Annotated in this window: 14 protein-coding genes; 5 read left to right on the top strand and 9 right to left on the bottom strand. The window is 73.6% G+C overall.

Going from position 1 to position 18,427, the window contains the following annotated elements; genetic code table 11:
- Positions 1-25: 25 nt before the first annotated feature.
- Positions 26-1,099: an NAD(P)-dependent alcohol dehydrogenase gene (locus IE269_RS22420; RefSeq protein WP_189824872.1), complete on the top strand. Its 1,074-nt coding sequence runs from the start codon at positions 26-28 to the stop codon at positions 1,097-1,099.
- Positions 1,100-1,216: 117 nt separating this feature from the next.
- On the opposite strand, the gene IE269_RS22415 is transcribed toward IE269_RS22420, so the two are convergent.
- On the bottom strand, positions 1,217-1,849 hold the full coding sequence (locus IE269_RS22415) for a hypothetical protein (RefSeq protein WP_189824871.1): 633 nt from the start codon (positions 1,847-1,849) through the stop codon (positions 1,217-1,219).
- A gap of 254 nt (positions 1,850-2,103) precedes the next feature.
- Here IE269_RS22415 and IE269_RS22410 point away from each other — a divergent pair, with 254 nt between their 5' ends.
- On the top strand, positions 2,104-3,990 hold the full coding sequence (locus IE269_RS22410; RefSeq protein WP_189824870.1) for a protein-arginine deiminase family protein: 1,887 nt from the start codon (positions 2,104-2,106) through the stop codon (positions 3,988-3,990).
- Between the two features lie 69 nt (positions 3,991-4,059).
- Positions 4,060-5,157: a methyltransferase gene (locus IE269_RS22405; protein ID WP_189824869.1), complete on the top strand. Its 1,098-nt coding sequence runs from the start codon at positions 4,060-4,062 to the stop codon at positions 5,155-5,157.
- 9 nt (positions 5,158-5,166) lie between these two features.
- On the opposite strand, the gene IE269_RS22400 is transcribed toward IE269_RS22405, so the two are convergent.
- From IE269_RS22400 to IE269_RS22385, 4 genes are all read right to left on the bottom strand, one after another.
- The gene (locus IE269_RS22400) at positions 5,167-5,745 is read right to left on the bottom strand and encodes an antibiotic biosynthesis monooxygenase (protein WP_189824868.1); all 579 of its coding nucleotides are present in this window, start codon (positions 5,743-5,745) and stop codon (positions 5,167-5,169) included.
- Positions 5,746-5,833: 88 nt separating this feature from the next.
- The gene (locus tag IE269_RS22395; RefSeq protein WP_189824867.1) at positions 5,834-7,258 is read right to left on the bottom strand and encodes an aldehyde dehydrogenase family protein; all 1,425 of its coding nucleotides are present in this window, start codon (positions 7,256-7,258) and stop codon (positions 5,834-5,836) included.
- Between the two features lie 36 nt (positions 7,259-7,294).
- Positions 7,295-8,818, bottom strand: a complete 1,524-nt coding sequence (locus tag IE269_RS22390) for a GMC family oxidoreductase (RefSeq protein WP_189824866.1) — start codon at positions 8,816-8,818, stop codon at positions 7,295-7,297.
- A 195-nt stretch (positions 8,819-9,013) separates the two neighbouring features.
- Positions 9,014-11,713, bottom strand: a complete 2,700-nt coding sequence (locus IE269_RS22385; RefSeq protein WP_229898067.1) for a helix-turn-helix transcriptional regulator — start codon at positions 11,711-11,713, stop codon at positions 9,014-9,016.
- A 117-nt stretch (positions 11,714-11,830) separates the two neighbouring features.
- On the opposite strand from IE269_RS22385, the gene IE269_RS22380 reads away from it, so the two are divergent.
- Together IE269_RS22380 and IE269_RS22375 are read left to right on the top strand one after the other, a co-directional pair.
- Positions 11,831-12,763 (top strand): catalase, encoded by a 933-nt coding sequence (locus IE269_RS22380; protein WP_189824864.1) that lies wholly within the window; start codon positions 11,831-11,833, stop codon positions 12,761-12,763.
- 117 nt (positions 12,764-12,880) lie between these two features.
- Positions 12,881-13,462, top strand: coding sequence for an NADPH-dependent FMN reductase (locus IE269_RS22375; protein ID WP_189824863.1), 582 nt, complete (start codon positions 12,881-12,883; stop codon positions 13,460-13,462).
- Here IE269_RS22375 and IE269_RS22370 read toward each other — a convergent pair.
- The 4 genes from IE269_RS22370 to IE269_RS22355 all read right to left on the bottom strand — a co-directional run bounded on the left by IE269_RS22370 (position 13,428) and on the right by IE269_RS22355 (position 18,158).
- A complete protein-coding gene (locus IE269_RS22370; RefSeq protein WP_189824862.1) occupies positions 13,428-14,249 on the bottom strand; it encodes a phosphatase PAP2 family protein in 822 nt (273 codons plus the stop codon). The two genes, IE269_RS22375 and IE269_RS22370, sit on opposite strands and share 35 nt — an antisense overlap.
- Positions 14,250-14,400: 151 nt before the next feature.
- Complete coding sequence (locus tag IE269_RS22365) at positions 14,401-15,243, bottom strand: alpha/beta fold hydrolase (protein ID WP_189824861.1); 843 nt, start codon at positions 15,241-15,243, stop codon at positions 14,401-14,403.
- 26 nt (positions 15,244-15,269) lie between these two features.
- Positions 15,270-16,382 (bottom strand): NAD(P)-dependent alcohol dehydrogenase, encoded by a 1,113-nt coding sequence (locus IE269_RS22360; protein WP_189824860.1) that lies wholly within the window; start codon positions 16,380-16,382, stop codon positions 15,270-15,272.
- Between the two features lie 252 nt (positions 16,383-16,634).
- A complete protein-coding gene (locus IE269_RS22355) occupies positions 16,635-18,158 on the bottom strand; it encodes a GMC family oxidoreductase (protein ID WP_189824859.1) in 1,524 nt (507 codons plus the stop codon).
- Positions 18,159-18,427 lie beyond the last annotated feature (269 nt).

Raw genomic sequence — 18,427 nt, 5'->3', positions numbered from 1 at the left:
TCTCCGAGCCTGGCACGGTGGATGCATGACCAGCGCAGAGACCACCAGCACCAAGAACACCACCACCGTCCCCGCCTACGCGGCGCCCTCCGCCAAGGCTCCCCTGGAGCGGACCACCATCGAGCGCCGCCCGGTGGGCGCGCACGACGTGCTCATCGACATCAAGTACGCCGGTATCTGCCACTCGGACATCCACCAGGCCCGCGACGGCTGGGGCGAGGGCATCTTCCCGATGGTCCCGGGCCACGAGATCGCCGGTGTCGTCACCGAGGTCGGCCCCGAGGTCACGAAGTTCGCGGTCGGCGACCGGGTCGGCGTCGGCTGCATGGTCGACTCCTGCCGCGAGTGCGAGAACTGCAAGGCGGGGCTGGAGCAGTACTGCCACAAGGGCAACATCGGCACCTACAACGCCCTCGACAAGAACGGCGAGCCCACCTACGGCGGCTACTCCACGCACATCGTCGTCGACGAGGCGTACACCGTGCGCATCCCCGACGGCCTCGCACTCGACGTCGCCGCACCGCTGCTGTGCGCGGGCATCACCACGTACTCCCCGCTCGCCCACTGGAACGCCGGTCCCGGCAAGAAGGTCGCCGTCGTCGGGCTCGGCGGGCTCGGCCACATGGCCGTCAAGATCGCCCACGCGATGGGCGCCGAGGTCACCGTCCTCTCGCAGACCCTGCGCAAGAAGGACGACGGCCTGAAGCTGGGCGCCGACCACTACTACGCGACCAGTGACGAGGCGACCTTCGAGGAGCTGCGCGGTTCCTTCGACCTGATCGTCTCGACGGTCTCCGCGCCGCTGCCGCTGGACAAGTACCTGTCCCTGCTGCGCACGGACGGCGCGATGGTCAACGTCGGCGCCCCCGAGGAGCCCGTCTCCCTCAACCTCTTCTCCGTCATCGGCGGCCGCAAGACCCTCGCGGGCTCCGGCATCGGCGGCATCCGCGAGACCCAGGAGATGCTGGACTTCTGCGCGGAGCACGGCCTGGGCGCGGAGATCGAACTGATCGACGCCGACAAGATCAACGAGGCGTACGAGCGGGTGCTCGCCAGTGACGTGCGGTACCGCTTCGTGATCGACACGTCGACCATCTGAGCCTTCTGAGCCTTCTGAGCCGTACGAGTCGTCCGATCCGTACGAGCCGCCGCGCCCGGTCCCGGAAGTCCTGGGGCCGGGCGCGGCGCGCTGTGCCGCAGCAGTACGCGGTACGGGTCAGAGGGTCGTGCGGACCAGCTCGACCACGTCCTTGCTGCCCGACGCGGCGATGAGCGTCGTGTCGTCGGCGGACGCCTGGCGGAGGCTGGTGCGCGCCGTGCGCACCGCCACCACCACGGGGTTCGTGGTGCCGCCGGTCTCCTGCTCCTTCTCCAGGAGCTTCTTCGGGTTCAAGTAGTCGTACGTGTCGGAGCGTTGACGGCGTGCGGCGATCGCCAGTTCCAGGAGACGGATGTCGCGGGCCGCGGCGTAGTCCGCCGCCGAGATGCCCGCCCAGACGTCGGGGCCGCCGGTGACGAAGAAGTGGTTGGGCGAACCGTTGGGGTTCAGGCCGCTGTTGTCGATCAGGTAGGTGCGCTTCGAGGTGACCGTGAGGGTCTTGCCGAACAGCGCCTTCCAGCTGCCCTTCGCCTTCTTCAGCAGTTCTTCGACCTTGTCGCCGACCTCGATGCCCTCGGCGATCATGGTCGCGTCGGTGACGCTCGCGTGCAGGAGGCTGTTGGCCACCGCTGCCGCGCCGGTGCCGCAGTGGCGGTAGGAGTGGCGTTGCAGGGACATGTCCAGCCGGAGAGGTGTGTCGCCCCCGACGTTGACGGTCAGGACGGCTCCGGCGATTGCTGCTGTGGCCATGGGAGTGCTCCCTCGCGGGCCTGCGCCGGGCCCTCTGCCGGATCCCGGCGGCTTGTGCCGCCCCACACTGGCACTCCTTGCGTACGCCGGGAACACCCCGTGCGGGCCCGGTATCAGGTCGACCGGAGCCACTGCGCACAACGGTGTACGTCCGTTTCGTCACCCCGGATGACGCCTGGCGGGCCCGGTGCCGGGAGCCTGGAAGCGGAACCGAGGTTCCGTTCCCTCCTCCATCCTTCGCGGAAGGAAACGTCATGCGCAACGTCATGCCGGGACACTCCAGGCGCACCGCGTCGGCCGTGCTCGCCGCCCTCCTCGCCGGAACCGCCGCCGCGACGACACCCGCCTCCGCCTCGCCCTCGCCCCCTCCCCCGGACCTGCGCGCCGACGTGAACCAGGACGGCCGCGTCGACCTCACCGGCGAATCGGACGAGAGCGGCGAGGACCAGTGGCGGCCGGGCCGGGGCGCGGTCTTCCTGCCCAATCTGGACGACGACGCCCGCCGCTGCCGGGCCACCGCCGCCGACCTGGACCGCGTGGACCCGGCGGTGGACGAGCGCCTCGCCGCCTGCCACGACGCCGCCGACGAGCGGGTGAACGGTGAGCGGGACGCCCAGGATCTGGCCCCACTGCGGGTGCGCCCCATGCGGGTGGCCGACGACGCCACCGGCCGCGTCGAGATCCCGGCCGCCCAGGCTCCGTACGTACGCGTCTTCGTCCGCCGCGACGGCCAACTGGCGGCGCTCAAGGGCGACCTGACGGCCCGTGAGCTGCGCGCCGGGGTGGAGCTCGCCGTCGAGGGGCGGGACGTCGTACGCGATCCGCGCCGCTGGAACGGCGAGGTGGACCTTGTCCTGACGGTACGTCAGGGAGGTGCGGCGGCGTCCGACCGCGTACGGATGCGGGTCGCGCCCGTGCTCGTCCAGCACGATCTCCAGCGGGCGCAGTCGGTGTTCGCCGCAGCGCCCGGACCCGGCAGCGGGATCGTGCCGAACTGGATCGGGGCGCGCTACAAGCCCACCGAGTGGAAGCCGTTCGCCGACTCGCTGCGGCGGGCGGCCGAGCGGGCGGGGCTGCCGCGCGAAAAGGTGACGTTCACACCCGGAACGTCGCAATGGTGGCGGGACATCTGGCGGCAGGACATGGTCGAGCCGGGCACGGTGAGCATGCCGGTGCCGGGCGGCGTGCACCGGATACGGATCCTGCTGCGCGCGCCGGTCGTGTGGCCCGCGAGCGAGCTGGGCCCGAGCACGCTGAGCCGTTCGGCGCGGCTGCTCTTCCGGGAGCTGCGCGGTCCGGACGTGGGCGTGGTCCAGCAGTTCACCCGGGCCCGCCCGGCGAACGTGAACGACCTCCAGAACTTCGCCGGGAACTTCGAGTCCGTACCCCCTTACCCCGGGCACCCGCAGGGCCGCATCGTCTTCGGCACCAGCGCGAAACGGGCGCCCGACCCGTCCTTCGTGCGGATGCTGGCCGCGCAGGGGCAGCAGTCGCCGATCGCGATCGACACCTCGTGGCTGCTGGTGGGGCACACGGACGAGACGGTCCATGTCGTACGGTCCGACAACGCCCGGGGCTGGACCCTGATGGTCTCCGACCCCCGGCTGGCGACGCGCCTGCTGCGCGAGGCCTCCGCACGGGGCGAGGGCGGACGGCGGCTCTTCGAGGGGACGACCGCCGAGAACCGGCCGACGGTGGACGCGACCCTCGGCGACGCGAAGTTCCTCGCCGGGAACGAGAAGGCGGCCCGGCACATCGACGCCCAACTCACCGTCCTCCTGCGCGAAACCGGCCTGTCCGACGACGAGTTGGTGCGCGTCCCCGTGCTGTACTCCTGGGGACATTACGACCCCTCGGCCCCCGAGGAGCGCGCCATCGCCTTCTCCCCCGGCCTCGCCAACGGGCTGTCCCTCACCGCCCGCCACTACGCGGCCCCGGACCCGCACGGCCCGCGCGTGGGCGGCACGGACCTGTTCCGGGCGGCGACGGAGCGCGCCCTGCGCCGCCAGGGCGTGCGCGTGAGCTGGGTGGAGAACTTCAAGTGGGCCCACCTGGCGGGCGGCGAGGTCCACTGCGCGACGAACGCTCTGCGGGACACGTCGGGGGGTGTGCCGTGGTGGCGGGGCACTGACACACGGTGAGGTCGGCGGGTCCGCCGAACGGACGCGTCGGCGCGCCCGTGCCGTACTCCGCTTGGTAGGTATCCGGACATGACCACCTCGACCAGCACACCCGACCCGGCCGCCTCCGTAACCCAGGCCGCCTCCATAACCCCGGCCGGCACTCTCGCGGCCGTGTCCCCGCGCACCGCACCGGCCGTCGCCATGCTGCGGCTGCTCGGCGGGTTCCAGCTCTCGCAGGCCCTGTACGTCGTGGCCAGGGCCGGTGTCTGCGACCGGCTCGCCGACGGGCCGCGCCCGGTCGCGGAGCTCGCCGGGGCCACCGGGCTGCGCCCCGAACTGCTGCGCCGCCTGGTGCGCACGCTGGCCGGGGAGGACGTCTTCGCGTACGACGCAGGCCGGGACACCGTGGCGCTGGGAAGGCTCGGGCACACCCTGTGCGGCGAGGGCGAGGACTCCCTGCGCGACGTGGCCCTGATGTGGATGGACACGCACTACCGGCCGTTCGCCCGGTTGTGGTCGACCGTCCACGACGGGGTTCCGGCGGCGGACCGCGAGTACGGCGAGCCCTTCTTCGACTGGCTCGCCCGGGAGCCGGAGCGGGTGAGCGGGTTCAGTGCCGCGATGGCCTCGCTGATGCGGACGGTGCGCCGGGACGCCCTGGACGGGGTCGACCTGAGCGGAGTGCGGCGACTGGTGGACATCGGGGGAGCGGACGGCACCGCGCTGGCGTCACTGGCCCGGCGGTACCCGGACCTGCGCGGAACCGTCTTCGACCTGCCGCACGTGGTCGCGGAGGCACCGGCGCTGCTGGCACGGGAGGGGGTGGCCGACCGGGTGGACACCGAGGGCGGCGACTTCTTCGCGGCGGTGCCCGCGGGTGCGGACGCCTATCTGGCCTGTTTCATCCTGCACGACTGGAGCGACGAGCGGTGCGGCCGGATCCTGGACGCCGTCCGGGCCGCGTCCGCCCCCGGTGCCCGCCTGTTCCTGGTGGAGACCGTCTTCGGCGAGGGCGCGGCGCCCGAGGTCGCCGCCCTCCTGGACCTCACGATGATGGCCATGCTGGACGGCCGCGAACGCACCCGCGCCGACTGGGCGGCGCTGCTCGGCGACAACGGCTTCCGCCTCGACGGCATCACGCAGACGACGAGTCCGATGTGCGTGATCGCGGCGACCCGCCGCTGAGCGGCACCCTCATCGGGACGTGCGCGGGCGGAGCCAGCGGCGCAGGACGCGGGTGACCAGCGGCATGGAGACGTAGGTCATCAGCACACTGAAGAGCGGCGCGAAGACCGCGGTGCGGGCGACCTGCGGGAGCGCGGTCAGGTGGGGTGTGAGCAGGACGCTGCCGAGCAGGGAGATCGGGAAGATCCCGAGGGCGGAACTCGCGGCCATCTTCCAGCGGGGCGGGGGCGGCAGCGGCCGCTCCGGGGCGGTGAACCAGCTTTCCAGTCCGGTGAGTTCACGGCGGGCGACCTCCTGGTGACGGTGGCCCCGCGCGTCGGCGAAGCACGCCGCGCGCTGCGCGGAGTCCAGCCACGTGTGCAGGGCCGCCCGGTCGCGGAAGCGGTGCACGACGATCCAGGGGGCGCCGTCGGCGGCCGGGTGGAAGAGGCCGCCGCCCAGGTTGCCGGGGAGACCGGCGGCGGCGGCCAGCACGCCCGCCGCCCAGTCCTGGAACGCCGCTTCGTGCCCCGGCTCGACCGTGCGGGCCGCGACCAGGGCGACATCGCCGTGCGGGGTGAGGACGGTGGTGCCGTCGGGGGTGGGCATGGGGGCGCTCCGGGGCGGTTCGCTCGTACGGGAGTGGCAGGGACGGAATCCGGGGGCGGAGCCGGTGGCTCCGCCCCCGGGCGCCGGGTCAGGCGCGCGGTGCCGCGTGGACGAAGTGCTTGGTCTCCTGGAACTCCTCCAGGCCGCGCACGCCGTTCAGGCGGCCCATGCCGCTCTGCTTGAAGCCGCCCTCCTCGAACATGTCGTGGACGATCGCCCAGGTGTTGGTCCACACCGTGCCCGCCTTGATCTCGCGCTGGATGCGCAGCGGGCGGTCCACGTCGCGGGTCCAGATCGACGCGGCGAGGCCGAACTCGGTGGCGTTGGCGCGGGTGACGGCCTCGCTCTCGGTGTCGAAGACCTCGAAGGTGGCGACCGGACCGAACACCTCCTGCTGCACGATCGGCGCGTTCAGGTCCGCGACCTCGACCAGGGAGGGGGCGAGGAAGGCGCGGTCGCGCGCACCCCGCACGAGGACCTTCGCGTACGAGGCGGCTTCGGCGACGACGCCTTCGACGCGCTGTGCGTTGCGCTCGTCGATCATCGGGCCCATCTCGCTGGCCGGGTCGTCGCCGGGGCCGACCTTGACCGACTCCAGGGAGGCGATCATGCGGCGGCGCAGCTCTTCGGCGATGCCCCGCTGGGCCAGGATGCGGCTGCCGGTCATGCAGAACTGGCCGGTGAAGGTGGTGATCGCCTTGGTGAGGACCGGCACGACGGCGTCGAGGTCGGCGTCGTCGAAGACGAGCATGGGGCTCTTGCCGCCGAGCTCCAGGGAGAGCGGCTTCAGGGTGGGCGCCGCGTTGGCCATGATCGTACGGCCGACGACGGTGGAGCCGGTGTAGCTGACGACGTCGACGTCCGGGGAGGTGATCAGCAGCGGGGCGCCTTCGTTTCCGGACTCCGTGAAGACGTTCATGACTCCGGCCGGAAGGCTCTTCGTCTGCGCGACGAGCTCGCTGAGCAGGCCGTTGACCAGGCCGGTCTGGCCCGGCAGCTTCAGTACGACGGTGCAGCCGGCGGCCAGTGCGGGAGCGAAGGAGCGTACGGCGAGGACCACCGGGGAGTTCCACGGGGCGATGACTCCGGCGACGCCGGCGGCTTCGCGCAGGGTCATCGAGTACAGGCCGGGGCGGACCTCGCCCGCACTGCCGTGGTCGCTGAGGGCGAGAGAGGCGTAGTAGCGGAGCTTGGGGATGGTGAGGTCGATCTCGAAGGCGGCCTCGCCGAGGATCTTGCCGTTCTCGCGGGCGAGCAGGGTGATGAACTCCTCGCGGCGCTCCTGAAGGTGGTCGGCCAGCTCGAAGAGGGCCTTGGCGCGGAGGTTGCGGTCGCGGGCCCAGTCGGTGTTCTCGAAGGCGTCGCGGGCGGCGGCGATGGCCGCACGGGCCTCATCGGCGCCGGCGTCGGCGAAGGTGCCGAGGACCTCACCGGTGGAGGGATTGAGGGATTCGGTGCGGCGCTCGGAGTCGATCCACTCGCCGTTGATGTAGTTGCGGGCGTGCTGAGTCACGGAATGTCCTTGCAGGTAGCGGTATTTGACGGGTAGTCAGATCTGGCGGGCGATGTGTTCGGCCGCCGCGATGACCGTGAGGTTGGTGGCCGCCGACGGGACGTCGGGGAAGATCGAGGCGTCGACGACGCGCAGGCCGGTGACCCCGCGCACCGCGCCCAGCCGGTCGGTGACCGCCGTCGGGTCGTCGTCCGCGCCCATCGGGGCGGTGGAGGTGGGGTGGTGGTAGGTGTCCAGGGTGGCCAGCGCGGACGCCTCGATCTCGGCGTCGCTCACGGCCTGCGGACCGGGGTTGAGCTCGCTGCTCACCAGTCCGGCGAGCGGTTCGGTGGCGCCCAGGCGGCGGGCGAGCCGGATGCCCTCGATCAGGCGGTGGCGGTCCTCGGGCTCGGCGAGGAAGTTCAGGTCGATGCGGGGTGCGTCCTGCGGGTCGCGGCTGACCAGGGTCAGCGTGCCCTGCGACTGGGGGCGGACGAGCGCGACCGCGAGGACGAAGCCGACGCCGGTGGGGCTGGAGGCGTGGTCGAAGAGGTGGGTGGCGGTGATGTGCAGGTCGAGTTCGCCCTCGGCGACCGCCGAGGAGGCGGTCCACACCTTGGCGCCGATGACCGGGGTCTGCGCGCCGATGCGCTCGGGGTCGGCGGCGTACGCGTTGTAGTAGAAGGGGTGGTCCTGGAGGCGCAGGCCGACCGGGAGGTCGGCGACGACGGGGATGTCCAGGGCGGCGAGGTCGTCGGCGGGGCCGATGCCGGAGCGCAGCAGGGCGGCGGCGCTGCCGTACGCACCGGCCGAGAGGATCACCTCGCGGGCCCGGATCTCGCTGCCGTCGGCGAGGACGACGCCGACCGCCCGGGTGCCCTCGAACAGGACGCGGTCCACCAGGGTTTCGGCGCGGACGGTGAGGTTGGGGCGGGCCCGTACGGCGTCCGTCAGGTACGCCATGCCGGTGTTGACGCGGACGCCGTCGCGGACGTTCATGGGGTACGGGCCGACGCCGTGCGGGTCGGTGCCGTTGAAGTCGTCCACGGCCGGGATGCCGTCGGCGAGGGCCGCGTCGACGAAGGCACGCTGCATCGGGGAGACGTCGTCGCGCCCGAGCTGGGTCACCGGCAGCGGTCCGGTGCGGCCGTGCCGGGCGTCGTCGCCCGCCCCGGTGGCCTCCAGCGCCTTGAACGCGGGCAGGACCTCCTCGTACGACCAGCCCTTCAGCCCCCGCTCCGACCAGCGGGCGAAGTCGGACGGCAGGGCGCGCACCGCCACGGAGCCGTTGACGGCGGATGACCCGCCCAGCACCTTGCCGCGGAAGGCGTCCACGGGGTGGCCGATGAAGCCGGGTTCGGAGCGGTAGCCCCAGTCGTGCCCGGTCCAGCCGCCCAGGACGCTGCTGGAGGCGACGGACTCCGGGTAACCCTCGGGGGCGTAGGAGGGTCCGGCCTCCAGCAGCAGGACGGTGCGGCCGGGGTTCTCGGTGAGGCGGGCGGCGAGGACGGCGCCCGCGGAGCCGCCGCCGACGACGAGGGTGTCGAAGGGCGCGGGGGTGGAAGGGGTGTTGTCGTGCATGGGGAAACTCCTGGGTCGTCCGCCGGCCGGTCAGCCGAACGGGGACGACGTTAGGAAGGTCCCAGCGCGTGCGCATCGGTCATCGCATCCGTCATGACCAGGCACGATGCATGTCCGGTGGCCGACAGCCGACCGGGCCGGCCACTCCCCCGCGCCCGGGGCGGGCCCGTCGGCAGATCATCGGCCGCACCCCGTTCACGACATCAGCCGCATCCCGTTGTCGAAGTCCACCCGGGCCAGTTCGCCGCGGGCGACGACGCCCAGTTTGGGAAAGACGTTGGAGAGGTGGTGGCCGACCGTGCGGGGGCTGATCAGGAGGCGGGCGGCGATCTCCCGGTTGGTCAGGCCCTCGGCGGCCAGGCGGGCGACGCGCAGTTCCTGCGGGGTGAGTGCGGCGTCGTCGTGGCCGGGGTCGCGGCGCAGCTGCTGGCCCGTCAGTTCCTGTTCGTTCAGGGCCCGTTCGAGCAGCGGTGTCGCGCCGACCCGGCGGAAGGTGTCGGCCGCCTCGGCGAGCTGGACGCGGGCGTCGGTGCGCCGGCGGGCCCGCCGCAGCCACTCGCCGTACAGCAGGCGGGTGCGGGCGTGCGTGAACGGGCGGTCCGTCGCCCCGGGTACGTCCAGGGCGGCCCGGAATTCCTCCTCCGCACGGTCGGCGACCAGCAGCGCCGTGCTCTGGTGGGCCGCGGCGACCGCCCAGGCCGCACCGGTGCGGTCCGCCCAGGCGCGCAGCACCCGCAGCGCGGGCCGGCCCGCCTCGGGGTGGCCCGCGCGGACGGCCGCCTCCACGGTGTCGGCGGCGGCGAGCAGCGCGAAGGTGGAGTGGGCGGCCCGGTGTCCGGTTTCGGCCAGGGGCAGCAGCAGGTCGAGGGCGTCCTGCGGGCGTCCGGCGAACAGGGCGGCCTTGGCGCGGTGCCAGTACGCGGCGGCGCTCAGCGCCCGCACTCCGCGCGGCACCGACAACTCCAGGCTTTGTGCGGTGAGTTCGGCGACCCGCTCCTCGTCGCCGCGCAGTGCGGCGAGCCAGGCGAGCGAGTTGCGGCACTGGGAAGCGGCGTGGTCGGCGCCTATCTCGGTGGCGAGCTTCAGCGTCTCGGAGGCGTTCGCGGCGGCCTCGGTCCAGCGTCCGGCCATGATGTCGACCATCACGGTCTGGGGCACCGCCAGCACCAGGGCGCTGGCCGCGTCCATCCGGCGCAGGTCCTCCGCCTTGCGGCGGAACGCCTCGGCCAGCACCCGCTCCACGCCCCAGGCCACGGCCAGCGGTGCGGGCGGCATCAACTGCCAGGAGACCGCGCCGAGCCGGGCGATGGTCTCCTCGGCCGAGAGCTGTTCGGTGACGTCCTCGCCGCCCCACCACTGGGTCAGGGTGGGCAGCAGGGTGGCCTCGGGCATGCCCGCGCCCGCCGCCAGTTCGGCCACCCGGCACAGTGCGGAGGCCTGCCGTTCGGGGGATCCGCCCGACCAGCCGGCCCGTACCGCCAGACAGGCCAGCTCGACGGCCTGGGCCCGGTCGGAGACGGCGTGGGTGTGGCGCAGCAGCAGCCGGTGGGCGCGTTCCTGGTCGCCGTGGGCGAACTCGATGACGCCGCGCAGCCCGCCGCTGTCCTCGGCGACCCGAGGTTCGGGCACCAGCCGGGTCGCCCGGTCGAGCAGGTCCTGCGCCCTGGCCACCCGGCCGCACTCCCAGGCGGCGCGGGCCGCGAGGGCGAGCCTGCGGGCGGCGTCCGTCGGGGCGGGGGAGAGTTCGGCGGCCCGGCCGAGGGCGCGGGCGGCGGAGGCGAAGCCGCCGCGGGAGCGGTCGGTGTGCGCACTGCGTTCGAGCAGGGCCGCGACCTCTTCGTCGCTCTCGTCGGCGGCGGCCGCCAGGTGCCAGGCCCGCAGCCCTTCCTCGGTGCCGTGCGTGCGCAGGGCCTGCGCCAACGCCCGGTGCGCCGACTGGCGTTCGGCGAACGGGGCCGCTTCGTAGACGACCGCCCCGACGAGCGGCGCGAGGAAGCCGACCCGGCCGTCGCGGACGGCGAGCAGCCCCGACCGTGTCACCTCCTCCCAGGCCGCCTCCCCGGCCCCGAGCACCCCGGCCGCCTCGCGCAGCAGGCCCCGGTCGCCCCGGTCCTCGGCGGCCGCGACCAGCAGCAGGGTGCGGGCGGCGGCGGACAGCCGTGCGGTACGGGCGCCGAAGGCGCGGCGCAGCCGGGGCCCGACGGGCTGCCGCTCGCCGGAGTCGGCGGCGCGGGAGGGGAGTTCGCGCAGGGCGAGCGGGTTGCCGCAGGCGAGCCGTACCGTACGCCGTACGGTCTCCTCGTCCGCGTCCGGCACTTCGGCGTGCAGGTAGTCGGTCGCCTCGGCGTCGGTCAACGGGGGTACGGGCAGCGCCCGCAGCCCTTCCCAGGGGCCGCCGGCGGCGGGGTCGGTGTGTCCGGTGAGGAGCAGCACCAGCGGTTCGGCACGCAGCCGCCGCGCGACGAACCCCAGGCACTCGGCGGTCGGCTCGTCGAGCCAGTCCGCGTCGTCCACGATGACCAACAGGGGCTTTTCGTTGGCGAGTTCGGCGAGCAGGGTGAGAGTGGCGACGCCGATGAGGAAACGGTCGGTGACGTCGCCGCTGTGGCCGAGCGCCGCGTGCAGGGCGGCGGCCTGCGGCGGCGGGAGGGTGTCGATCCGGTCGGCCAGCGGCCACAGCAGCCCGTGCAGGGCGGCGAAGGCGAGGCCCGATTCCATCCGGCTGCCCCGGCAGCCGATGACGGTGAAGTCCCCGGCGCCTTCGGCCGCGTACTCCAGCAACGCGGTCTTGCCGATGCCCGGGTCGCCCCAGAGCACCACTGCCGCCCCCCGGCCCGCACGCGCCCCGTCGAGGACCCGGTCGAGCTCTGACTTCTCCTGATACCGCCCGTACACAACCATTTCCTTGTGATCCTATGCGGCCCCGCCCTCCGCCCGGATCCGGGCGGCGGCAGGTCCGACCGATACGGCGACCGATGCGCGGGAGTGGTCGATCTCCCTAGGGTCACCGCCATGACCAGCACTTCTTTGAACAGTGGCGCGCACGTCGCCCCGCAGGACGGGGCCGCGCACAGGTCCTCGCCCAGCGGGGCCGCGCTCGTCGCTCAGGTCGCCGAGGCGACCGGCGCGGACCCCCGGGACCGCCTTCTGCACGCACGCGGCGCCTGGGCTGCGGGCACGTTCACGCCCTCGGCCGAGGCCGCCGGGCTGAGTGCCGCCGCCCTCTTCGCCGGGTCGGCCGCCGTCCCCGCCACGGCCCGGTTCTCCAGCACGCTCGGTGGTCCGGGCGGGCACGACGGTGCTCCCGGCGACCACGGGCTCGCGGTCCGGATCGGCGGCCTGGACCTCGTGATGTTCACGCTGCCGGTCTTCTTCGTACGGACCGGGGCGCACATGGTCGAGTTCCTCCGGGCGACGAACTCCCCGGACCCCGCCGCGGTGCCCGCGTTCCTGGAGCGCCACCCGGAGGCGGCGACCGCCATGGAACTGGCCCAGCGGTCGCGTCCGGCGGCGGGCTTCACCGGGCTGGCCTACCACGCGGTGCACGCGTTCGGCCTGACCGATGCGGCGGGCACGGTCACCTGGGCCCGGCTGAGCTGGCGGCCCCGGCGGCCCACGGAGCCGCTCACGGAGGAGGAGGCAGCGGCCCGCCCGCAGGACTACCTCATGCGGGGACTCGCGGCCGAACTCCCTTCCGCCTTCGACCTGCTGGCGCACCTCCCCGGTCCCGGGGACGAGGTGCACGACCCGACCCGCCTGTGGTCCTCGCAGCGGTCGATGCCGCTGGGCACCTTGGTCCTGGACCGCGCCGAACCGCCCGCCGTGGAGGCCGACTTCGACCCCCTGCGGCTGCCCGAGGGCATCGCCGCCCCGCTGGACCGGCTGGCGGCGGACCGCAGCCGGGTGTACGCGGCCGCACGCCCGCTCCGTACACCGCACTCCTGACCCCGTGCGGGGGACGGCAACCCGTCGTCCCCCGCCATCCCCTCTTCCACCGAACCTTCCACCGAACCTTCCACCGGCCCTTTCACCGGCCCTTCTACCGAACTGGAGCAACCCACCATGTCCGACCTGCGTTTCCTCGCCCTCTCCGGCAGCCTGCGCCGCGGCTCGCACAACACCGCCCTGCTGCACGCCCTGAAGGCCCTGGCCCCGGACGGAGTCTCCGTCGAGATCCACGAGGGCCTCGGCGAGCTGCCGTACTTCAACCAGGACCGCGAGGAGGTGCCGCCCGCCTCGGTCGCGGACCTGCGGGCGCGGGTGCGGGAGGCCGACGGCCTGATCATCGCGACGCCCGAGTACAACTCGGCGATCCCCGGCGTCCTGATGAACGCCTTGGACTGGCTGTCCCGTCCGGCGGGCGACTCCAGCCTGCGCGGCAGGCCCACCGCGATCCTGGGCGCCTCGCCCTCGCAGTTCGGCACCGCCCGGGGGCAGTTGGTCCTGCGCCAGATCCTGCACCGGGTACAGGCACCCGTGGTGGCCCACCCGGAGGTCACCGTCTTCCGCTCGCACCAGCGCTTCGACACGGAGGGGACGTTCCTCGCCGACCAGTTCACCGAGAGCCTGCTGAAGGAGCTGCTGGCGGAACTGGTCCACCTCGCGGAGCTCACCCACGCGCGGTCCGACCGGGTGCCTGCCTGACCACCGCTCCCCCGGACACGGCGACACCCCACACCAGCACCGCGCAGACGAACGCCGCCCCGGCGAACACCAGCGGTCGCGCCGCCGTGTCCTCGCGCGACGCGGCGAGCACGGCGACGACGGCCGCCACGGGCCATACGTACCAAAAGCGCGGCCGGGCCCCGCCGCCCGCCGCCCCCGGGCCGAGGAAGCACCGGGCGGCGGCGAACGCGGCACAGGCCAGCAGGACGGCGCCGAGCACGTCGCTGGGCCGGTGCCAGTACAGCGCCTGGACGGCGCCCGCCGTGAGCGCCACCCACACGGCGCCGACGGCGGCCACCGGCAGGCGGGCCCGCCCGGGGACGACGAGTACGAGCCCCAGGGCGAGTGCGGCGGAGATCGCCACGTGACCGCTCGGGAAGCTCGCCTCCCGGAGGTTCTGCGCGGCGCCGACGAGGTCGGGACGTACCAGAACGGCCTTGTTGAGCAGTTCCGTGACGGCGAGCGTGCCGACCACCGCGGCGACGGCCGCACACCCTTCGCGCAGCCGTCGCCGTACGACGGAGACCGCCACGACCAGGGCCAGGCCCACGACGAGCAGCGGGATCTCGTGCGCGAGGGGCGGCGGCCCCCAGGACTGCACCCAGGGGAAGATCCGCGCCTGGTCGGCGTAACCCACCACCAGGGCGTTCTCCGCCCGCTGGCCGATCGGCGTCCACACGGCGAGCCCGTGCAGGGCGGCGAACGCCAGGAGGAGCACCACGGGGCGGCAAAGGGACGTGCGGGCGCCCGGGAACGGTGGGGACATGGCGGTCGCTGCTTTCGTACGTCGGGTTCGGGGGCCCGGAAGCCCGGGGCTCAAGGGGTTGTGGGCTCGGAAACCCGGGCTCAAGGGTTGTGGGCGCGGAGAACCGCTCCGGACGGCGGGATGCCGTCCGGAGCGGGGGCGTCGCCGGCGGTCAGCGCGTGGCCCGGTCCGCCTGCTGGACGAGGCGGGTCACGGCGCCCGGGTTGCTGACCATGGCGGCGTGGGAGCTGGGCACCTCGGTGATGTGCGCGCCCGCACGCCGGGCCATGAAGCGCTCCAGGCTCGGCGGAATCGCCTTGTCCCGGGTGGCGACCAGGGCCCAGGAGGGCAGCTTCTTCCAGGCCGCCGCCTTGGTGGGCTGCTCGAACGCCTCGACGGCAATGGGGCGTTGGGAGGCGGCCATGAGGTCCGCCTCGGGTGCCGGTACGTCCGCGGCGAAGGCGGCCCGGAACCGGGCCGGGTCGAGGAGGACGTCGGTGCCGGCGGAGCCGTCGGGCCGGGTGTAGCCGAAGGTCTGCTGCGGGAGCGCCGGGACGGTGGGGTCAGCGTGCTCCTCCAGCAGCGAGCCGAGCGACTCCCCCTGGTCGGGCACGAACGCGGCGACGTACACGAGCGCCTTGACGTCGGGCACGGAGGCGGCGGCGTTGGTGATGACCGCGCCGCCGTAGGAGTGGCCGACGACGATCTTGGGGCCCTTGATGCTCTTGAGGAGCCCAGTGACGTAGGCGGCGTCGTGGTCAAGGCCGCGCAGCGGGTTGGCGACGGCCCGCACCGGATATCCGTCGTGCCGCAGGCGCTTGACGGTGTCCGCCCAGCCGGAGGCGTCGGCGAACGCGCCGTGGACCAGGACGACGGTCGGCTTGGCCCGGTGCGCCGGTGCGGCGGTCTGTTCCTGCGTCGCCGACGCGGAGGGTGCCAGGGTGGCAAGAGCGACCACGGCGGCGGCCGCGGTGGCACCGACGGCGAGGGTGGTGCGGGGGCGTGTGAGCTTCACGGTGTGTCCGTTTCGGGAGTGGGCGGTCACGCGCGGTGAGTGAGGACGGCCTTGACGGTGCTGCCCGTCCTGACGTCGGCGATCGCGCGGTTGATGTCGGCCAGGGGGTACGTGGTCACGAGGCGGTCGAGCGGGAAGCGCCCCCGGCGGTGGAGGTCGAGGAGCCGGGGGATCAGCAGGCCGGGCGCCTGGTGGCCCATGACGGAACCGGTGACGGTGCGGCCCTTGAGGAGTTCGAAGGCGTTGGCCTTCAGGTCGGCGTCGAGTGCCGCGACGCCCAGGACGGCGGCCGAGCCGAGGGGCGCCAGGACCGAGACGGCGGTGTTCATCACCGGGACGACGCCGGTCGACTCGACACTGTGGTCCACGCCGCGTCCCCCGGTCAGCCCCAGGACGGCTTCACCGGCCTCGACGGCGGTGGCGTCGACGACGTCGGAAGCACCCAACTCCTTTGCCAGGGTGAGGCGTTCGGGCTTCCGGTCGATCGCGATGACACGCGTCGCACCGGAGGCGACGGCGGCCATCAGCGCCGCGAGACCTACCGAACCGAGCCCGAAGACCGCGACGCTGCTTCCGGCCCGCACCCGCAGCGAGTTGAGGACGGCACCCGCACCGGTGATGAGCCCGCAGCCGAGCGGGGCGAGGGTGGTGAGCGGCAGGTCGTCGGGGACCTTGACCAGGCCGCGGGGGTGGGCGAGGCCGTACGAGGCGAACGAGGACTGCCCGAAGAAGTGGTCGTGCACCGGGGCGCCGGAGGCGTCGCGCAGACCCACCGAGCCGTCCGCGCGCCGGGAGTGGAAGTTCAGCGGGAGGTGCTGGTCGCAGTAGGCGGGCTGCCCGGCCAGGCAGTTGCGGCAGACGCCGCACGAGTCGAGGCTGAGGACGACCCGGTCGCCGGGGGCGAAGCCGGTGACCGCCGCGCCGACGGCCTCGATCGTCCCCGCGCCCTCGTGGCCGAGGACCACCGGGTGCGGGGTGGGGAGCTTGCCGGCGGCGGCCTCCAGATCGGTGTGGCAGAGGCCGACGGCCGTGTAGCGGACGAGGACTTCGTCGGGGCGGGGGTCGTCGAGCCGGAGTTCCTCGATGCGGAAGTCCTCCCCGGGTTCGCGGGAGACGGCTGCGGTGACGGTGGTGGGCATGAGGGCCTTCTTCGGGAGGAGGGGGGGGCAGGGGCGCGGGTTGGACGCCGTGGGCGGTGCGCGGCAGGTCCTGCCGGACACCGCCCACGGCTGGGCCGGGCACCGGCCTTTCGTGGGTGAGGGGGAGGGCGTACGGCCGCCAGGGGTTCGGCGGTACGCCTCTGAGCACCCGGCCGGTGCCGGGCCGGTCGTGAGGGGGGGCGTACGGCTGCCGGAAGCGGACCGTACGGCCGAGGCGGCAGCCGGGACGGCCTATCGCGCCCCGCGTCCCAGCAGCAGGTCCGACGCCCTCTCGCCGATCATGACGCTCGGCGCGTTCGTGTTGCCGGTGGGCTCGTGCGGCATGACCGACGCGTCGGCGACCCGCAGGTTGCGTACCCCGTGGACCCGCAGTTCGGGGTCGACGACGGACAGGGCGTCCAGGCCCATCCGCGCGGTGCCGACCTGGTGGTGGCCGGAGACGACGGTGGCCCGCACGTGGTCGCGCAGCTGTGCACGCGTCGCGGTGCCCTCGCCCGGCAGCACCTCGCCGTCGTTCCACTCCTCGAGCGCGTCCTGTCCGGCGATGTCGCGGAGCTGCTCCAGGTTGTCGACGAGGGTCTCCAGGTCGCGCGGGTCGGAGAACACCTTCGGGTCGAGGACCGGCGGGGCCGACGGGTCGGCGGAGCGCAGCCGCACCTCGCCCCGGCTGTACGGGTGCAGCAGCTGGCCCACGGCGGAGAAGCCGTGCTCGGGCAGGTCCGCGCCCGGCACCGGGTAGGGGAACGAGAGGAAGAGGGGCTGGATGTCGGGGACGGCGAGCCCCGGCCGGGTGGCGGCGAAGTACTGGGCCTCCAGCCCCTGCGCCGCCCACGCGGGCAGCGGCTGCCGCGACTTCCAGACCAGCGGCGCCGACCAGTGGTCCTGGAGGTTCTGGCCGACACCCGGCAGGTCGGCGCGGACCCGCAGCCCGAAGGACCGCAGGTGCTCGGCCGGGCCTATGCCGGACAGCATGAGGAGCTGCGGTGTGCCGAACACGCCGCCGGAGAGCACCACTTCGTGCGCCGAGCGGGCGATGTGCTCCTGCCCGTCGGCCGTGTACGCGATGCCCGCCGCGCGGTCCCCGTCGAAGACGATCCGCGTCACGAGCGCGTCGGTGACCACGGTCAGCAGCGGGTTGTCCCGCACCGCGTGCCCGTACGCCACCCAGGTCGACTGACGGCGGTGGTCCTTGATGGTGTGCTGGGTGTAGCTCACGCCGTGCTGGTCGCCGCTGTTGTAGTCGTCGTTGTACGGCAGACCGTACTGCCGGGCCGCCTCCACCCAGGACCGCACCAGGGCGTCCGGGCCGGGGTTGCGCTGCACGTGCAGGGGCCCGCCGACGCCTCGGCCGCCCGCCGCGCCGCCGTCGAAGTCCTCCATGCGGCGGAAGTACGGTTCCACGTCCTGCCAGGACCAGCCCGCCGCGCCGCCGTAGGCCCAGGAGTCGTAGTCGGCCCGCGCGCCGCGCACGTAGATCATGCCGTTGAACGAGCTGGAGCCGCCGAGCGTCCGGCCGCGCGGCCAGGGCAGTTCGCGTCCGTCGGCGTGGGTCTGGGGCTCGGTCCGGAAGGCCCAGTCCCAGGGGCTGTTCCAGAGCTGGATCGAACCCGTGGGGTCGTGGATGGCCTCGGTGTCGTCGACCGGGCCCGCCTCCACGAGGAGGACCTTGCGGCCCGCGTCGACCAGCCGCCGTGCGACGACGGCGCCCGCCGATCCGGCGCCCACGACGATGTTGTCGAACTCCGTGCTGTTCATGGCTGTACCGCTTTCCTTGCTCAATGCGCCCCGTGCGCCCCGTGCGCCCAGCGCGCTCATTGCGCTCAGCGCTGCTCTCCGGCGAACCGCTCCTGTCCGGCGGGGGACGCCGGTCGGCCCGTGCGGTGACCACTGTCGCCGGGGCGGGCCCTGAGCGGATCGGTCGTCGGATCTGTCACGGTGACCGGGGTTGTGCGGCCAACGTCCCGCACCATGACGGGGTGTGACCGGGCATCGGATCACATGGCCACGCAACGGCCCATAACGCC

The organism is Streptomyces spiroverticillatus (genome assembly GCA_014650415.1).
Lineage (GTDB): Bacteria > Actinomycetota > Actinomycetes > Streptomycetales > Streptomycetaceae > Streptomyces > Streptomyces spiroverticillatus.
The sequence above is the reverse complement of the archived record's forward strand: the minus strand, read 5'-3'. Positions and strand labels throughout refer to the sequence as shown.